At 67.6% G+C, this 5889-nt stretch carries 3 protein-coding genes and 1 pseudogene; 1 reads left to right on the top strand and 3 read right to left on the bottom strand.

Annotation, left to right across the window (positions count from 1 at the left end; genetic code table 11):
* The 3 genes and pseudogenes from AC1DS3_RS34755 to AC1DS3_RS34745 form a co-directional block, all read right to left on the bottom strand.
* Positions 1-377: pseudogene (locus tag AC1DS3_RS34755) on the bottom strand (hypothetical protein); the annotation flags it as partial.
* Between the two features lie 317 nt (positions 378-694).
* On the bottom strand, positions 695-4345 hold the full coding sequence (locus tag AC1DS3_RS34750; RefSeq protein WP_477128967.1) for a hydantoinase B/oxoprolinase family protein: 3651 nt from the start codon (positions 4343-4345) through the stop codon (positions 695-697).
* A gap of 105 nt (positions 4346-4450) precedes the next feature.
* On the bottom strand, positions 4451-5089 hold the full coding sequence (locus tag AC1DS3_RS34745) for a winged helix DNA-binding protein (RefSeq protein ID WP_441630833.1): 639 nt from the start codon (positions 5087-5089) through the stop codon (positions 4451-4453).
* A 315-nt stretch (positions 5090-5404) separates the two neighbouring features.
* Between AC1DS3_RS34745 and AC1DS3_RS34740 the strand changes: the two genes are divergently transcribed.
* Positions 5405-5889 (top strand): amidase family protein (locus AC1DS3_RS34740; protein ID WP_477128966.1); only part of this gene is annotated, 485 nt, incomplete at its 3' end.

Genomic DNA, 5889 nt, shown 5'->3' with positions numbered 1-5889 from the left:
GAACCCACCGGCAGCTTCGCGCCATTGGCGAACGTGGTGCCGCGCGCGCCAATCTTGACGCCAGGATAGGCTTGCTCGTTCTCGAAGGGGTCGGCCGGGCAATCCTTGACCCGTTGGTCCAGCCACAGCCCGAAGCGCTGCGGATCGGGCCCCGCGGGCTTTTCGAAGCAGGGCTCRTTGAGCAGGCCCAGATAGCGCCAGCGGGTGTCGCGGGAATAGCCCTGGCTCGGATGCGWGCTGATGGACTTGAGCAGGTCGAACGCGCCGAACGTGAAGTTCGTCATGTCGTCCCAGAACCTGTCGTTGCCGCCGCTCCACACCAGCCACATATTGCGGCCGGCGATTTCTTCCTGGGTCAGCGCAACGCCGCGATCCATGCCGTGGAAATAGTCCTCCGATGCGTGCCGGAACGTTTCAGGGCCCCGGCCGGCCTGCTTCGCCTCGTCAAGGACTCGGCCCGGCTCCGGCCTGGAACACCCGCCTGCGGCGAGCGCGCCGATCAATGCGCCAATCAATGCGATACCAAGAACGATTGATCTGCTGCGTGGCGTCACCGCGGTCCCTCCCTTGCCCCCCGCGATCGGACATTTAGGAAGTGACGAAAGACTGATCTGTTGGAAATGAAAATTTGTCGCGCCCGCGAAGCGCGTGCAACGAGCCGGAGCATTGCGCTCCGGCTCGCCCCGCCAGGCCCTTACACCTTGCCGTAGCCCCCGCCTCCCGGCGTTTCCACCACGAAGACATCGCCCGCTTTCATCTCGCAACGCCCGACATGGCCCAGCGCTTGCTCGCTGCCATCACCCCGCACCACGTAGTTGCGGCCCATGGCGCCGGGCTCGCCGCCGGCCATGCCGAACGGTGCGTGCAAGCGGTTGTTGGACAGGATCGACGCCGTCATCGGCTCCAGGAAGCGCACCTTGCGGATGCCGCCGTTGCCGCCGCGCCACTGCCCCGCGCCACCCGAGCCCGGCCGGATCTCATAGCTCTCCAGCCGCACCGGGAAGCGCCATTCCAGCACCTCCGGATCGGTCAGGCGCGAGTTGGTCATATTGGTCTGCACCACGTCGCAGCCGTTGAAACCCTGCCCTGCGCCGCTGCCGCCGGAGATGGTCTCGTAGTACTGGTAGCGTGCGTTGCCGAAAGTGAAATTGTTCATGGTGCCCTGGCTGGCCGCCACCACGCCCAGCGCGCCATACAGCGCGTTGGTGATGCACGAGGACGTTTCCACATTGCCGGACACCACCGAGGCCGGATAGCGCGGATTGAGCATGGAGCCTTCGGGGATGATCACGTGGATCGGCTTGAGGCAGCCGGCGTTGAGCGGGATGTCCTCGTTGACCAGCGTGCGGAACACGTAGAGCACAGCCGCCATGCATACCGCGCGCGGCGCGTTGAAGTTGTTGGGCAGTTGCGCCGAAGTGCCGGTGAAGTCCACCACGGCTTCGCGCCTGGCCTGGTCCACTGTCACGCGTACCTGGATTTGCGCGCCATTATCCAGCGGGTACCGATAGGCACCGTCCTTCAGCGCGGTGATGACGCGGCGCACGGCTTCCTCGGCGTTGTCCTGCACATGGCCCATATAGGCGCGCACCACCGGCAGGCCGAACTGCGCCACCATCTTGCGCAGCTCTTCGACGCCCTTGGCGTTGGCCGCCACCTGGGCGCGCAGGTCGGCCATGTTCTGGTCGATATTGCGGGCCGGGTAGCGCGCGCCCGCCAGCAATGCGCGCATGCCGGCATCGTCGAGCACGCCGGCCTTCACCAGCGGAAAGTTGTCGATCATCACGCCCTCTTCCTCCACCACCGTGGAGTCCGGCGGCATCGAGCCCGGCGTGATGCCGCCGATATCGGCGTGGTGGCCGCGCGAGCCAACGTAGAAGAGGATCTCCTCGCCGGCCTCGTCGAAGACCGGCGTGATCACCGTCACGTCCGGCAGGTGCGTGCCGCCGTTGTATGGGTCGTTGAGCACGTAGACATCGCCATCGGCCATGTGCCCGGCGTTGCGCGCGATCACCGTCTTGATGCTCTCCCCCATCGAGCCCAGGTGCACCGGCATGTGCGGGGCATTGGCGATCAGGTTGCCGCCGGCATCGAAGATGGCGCAGGAGAAGTCGAGCCGTTCCTTGATGTTGACCGAGTACGCCGTGTTCTGCAGCCGCTGGCCCATCTGCTCGGCGATCGACATGAACAGGTTGTTGAAGACTTCCAGCATGACCGGATCGGCGTCGGTGCCCATGGCGCGCCGCTGGGGACGCGGCACGGCGCGGGTCAGCACCAGGTGGTTGCGCGCGGTCAGCTCAGCCTGCCAGCCGGGCTCGACCACCGTGGTGGCGTTGCGCTCGGCGATGATGGCGGGGCCCGGCAGCACGTCGCCGGGGCGCAGCGTATCGCGCGGGAACAAGCCGGTGTCGTGCCAGGCGCCGMCGCTGAACATGCGCACCAGCTCCGCCGGCACGGGGCCGCCGCAGCGCGGCTGCGCGTCGGGCAGCTTCTCCTCGGGCGGCTCGCTGCTGCCGATGGCTTCCACCGACAGGGCTTCCACGACCAGGGGCTTGCCCTGCATCAGGAAGGCATAGCGCTGGCGGTACGCGGCATCGAACGCCGCCTGCATGGCAGGCAAGGTGCCGAACGGCACCACCAGCGCCGAATCCGTGCCCTCGTAGCGCAGGTGCGCACGGCGCACCACGTCGATCTGCGCCTCGGCGACTTCCTGCTCCAGCAGTTCCTTGCGCGCATCGCTTGCCAGCGCATCGAGCGTGGCTTGCAACGCGGGCCATGCACGGTCGTCCAGGCGCGTCTCCACGGCGCGCTCGCGCATGGCGGTGCGGTCGGCCAGGCCCATGCCGTAGGCCGACARCACGCCCGCCAGCGGATGCACGAACACGGTCTGCATGCCAAGGGCGTCCGCCACCAGGCAGGCATGCTGCCCGCCGGCGCCGCCGAAGGTGGTCAGTGTGTAGCCGGTCACGTCGTGGCCGCGCTGCACGGAGATCTGCTTGATGGCGTTGGCCATATTGCCGACCGCGATCTCGATGAAGCCTTCGGCCACCTGCTCGGCGCTGCGTTGATCGCCGGTCGCCTCCGTTACCGCTTGCGCCAGCGCCGTGAACCTGGCCACTACCGTGTCGCGGTCCAGCGCGGCATCGGCCCGTGGGCCGAACACAGCGGGAAAATGCCGCGGCTGGATCTTGCCGAGCATGACATTGCAGTCGGTCACCGCCAGCGGGCCGCCGCGCCGGTAGCTCGCCGGCCCCGGGTTGGCGCCGGCCGAATCGGGGCCGACGCGGAAGCGGCTGCCATCGAAATGCAGGATGGAGCCACCGCCGGCGGCCACCGTATGGATGCTCATCATGGGCGCGCGCATGCGCACGCCCGCCACGCTGGTCTCGAACACGCGCTCGAAATCGTTGGGATGGTCGCCGTTGAAGTGCGAGACATCGGTCGACGTGCCGCCCATGTCGAAGCCGATGATGCGCCCGAAGCCCGCGCTCTGCGAGGAGCGCACCATGCCGACGATGCCGCCGGCCKGGCCGGACAGGATAGCGTCCTTGCCCTGGAAGCGGTGCGCATCGGTCAGGCCGCCGCTGCTCTGCATGAACTGCAGGCGCACGCCCGGCATCTGCTGCTCCACTTGCCCGACATAGCGGCGCAGGATCGGCGACAGGTAGGCGTCCACCACCGTGGTGTCGCCACGCGAGACCAGCTTCATCAGCGGCGACACCTGGTGCGAGACGGAAATCTGCGTAAAACCGGTCTCGCGCGCGATCCGCGCGGCGGCCTGCTCGTGCACCGCCTGGCGGTAGCCGTGCAGGAACACGATGGCGATGGCGCGGATGCCGCTGTCGAACACACGCTGCATATCGGCGCGCAGCGCGGCTTCGTCGAGCGGCGTCACCGTTTCGCCCTGCGCGTCCAGGCGCTCGCCCACCTCCACCACGTCGCGGTAGAGCAGCTCCGGCAGCACGATGTTCAGGTCGAACAGGCGCGGCCGGTTCTGGTAGGCGATGCGCAGCGCATCGCGAAAGCCGCGCGTGATGAAYAGCGCCACCGGCTCGCCCTTGCGCTCCAGCAAGGCATTGGTCGCAACCGTGGTGCCCATCTTCACCACTTCCACCTGCGCCGGCGTGACCGGCTCGCCCGGGGCCAGCCCCAGCAGGTGGCGGATGCCGGCCACGGCGGCATCGCTGTACTGCTCCGGGTTCTCGGACAACAGCTTGTGCGTGACCACCGTGCCATCCGGCCGGAGCCCCACCACATCGGTGAAGGTGCCGCCGCGATCGATCCAGAATTGCCAGCGGCGGCGGTCCGAAACAACGGCAGCGGAGGATGGCAGCGACTGCGGCATACGGGGGCTTCCTTCTAGGGCGTGATGGAGATGTCGGGAAAAAAAAGGGCGCTCAGGCGGCAGCGCGGCCTGGATGCAGGCCGGACGCGCGCGGTGTCCTTGCTGCTACAGGGACGTCGCCGAGCGTGCGGCCTGCTCGTACAGGCCGGTCAGCACACGCAGCAGCCGTGCCAGCTCGCCGATCTCCACGTTCTCGGCACTGCCGGCGGAGAAATTGCTGGTCAGGCATTGCTCGCGGATCTCGCGGTAGCGCGCGCAGGCCTCGGTGCCGGCGGGAGTGGTGATGTAGGTGGCTTCCTTGCCGATGCGCTCGCCCTCCACCAGCGCCAGGCCCTGTAGCTTCTTGAGCGCGTAGGTGACCAGGTGGGTGTCCTCGACGTTGAGGACGAAGCAGATATCGGCGAGCCGCTTGGGGCGCGCCCGGTGGTTGACGTGATGCAGCACCAGCACGTCCAGGAAGGTCAGGTCGCGCACGCCGGAGGCGCCCATGCAGCGCACCACCCAGCGGCTGTAGGCGTTGTAGGCCGTGTTCAGGCCGAACTCGAACTCCGACAGCTCCGGGCTGCGCTCCGACACCAGGTGCGAAGACGAAACGATATTGGGGCCCAACGGACGCGCCAGCGCACTGGCCGCGGACCTGGCGCTCGCTTGGCCACCCTCGGCGTGAACGGCTGCTGGCCCTGGCTCGATTGCTGGCTGCGCTACTGGCTCGGTTGCTGGCTCGGTTGCTGGCTTACGCGCCATGTCTTCACTCCTTTCAGGGGTTGGTGTGCGCAGCGAACGACAAGGATGACTAGGTGTATCCCCGATGTCCTGGCCACCATATTTGGCTTGACAGTTTATTAACAAATTATGAGGATAAACACAAAATAAATCCAAGCAAAACATCGGGGATGTCACCGTGGATTCTGCACGAAAAAAGGGCGGGGAACGCGGGAAGCGCGGGTTGCGCACTATCGCGGGGACGCCGGCGTGCCCCGCCATGGGCTGGTTGCGCAGCGCGGACGCACTGGATAGACTCGATCGGACCCCTCCTGAGCGCGACTGATCGCGAGCCCCATGCCTACGGATATCCATACATTACAGACAAGGCTTCACGATGGCGCGATCTCCCGCGCCGACGTGATCGCCCAGGCTGCGCAGCACGCGCAGCAGCCGGACGCGCACGCCGTGTTCCTGCACACCACCTTCGACACCGCCGCGCAGGTCGCCAAGGCCGCCGACGCGGCCTGCCTGGCGGGCAAGCCGCTGCATCCGCTGGCAGGCCTGCCGGTCTCGGTCAAGGACCTGTTCAACATCGCCGGCGAAGCCTCGCGCGCCGGCTCGCCGGTGCGCAGCGACGCGCTGGCGGCCACGGCCGACGCCACGGTGGTGCGCCGGTTGCGCGAGAGCGGCGCGGCGCTGGTGGGGCGCACCAACATGACCGAGTTCGCCTTCTCGGGCGTGGGCATCAACCCGCATTTCGGCACGCCGGTCAACCCGGCGGACAAGCAGGTCGCGCGCATTCCCGGCGGCTCGTCGTCGGGCGCCGCGGTGTCCGTGGC

The sequence above is a fragment of the Cupriavidus sp. 01L46 genome, from assembly GCF_056399905.1.
The sequence above is the reverse complement of the archived record's forward strand: the minus strand, read 5'-3'. Positions and strand labels throughout refer to the sequence as shown.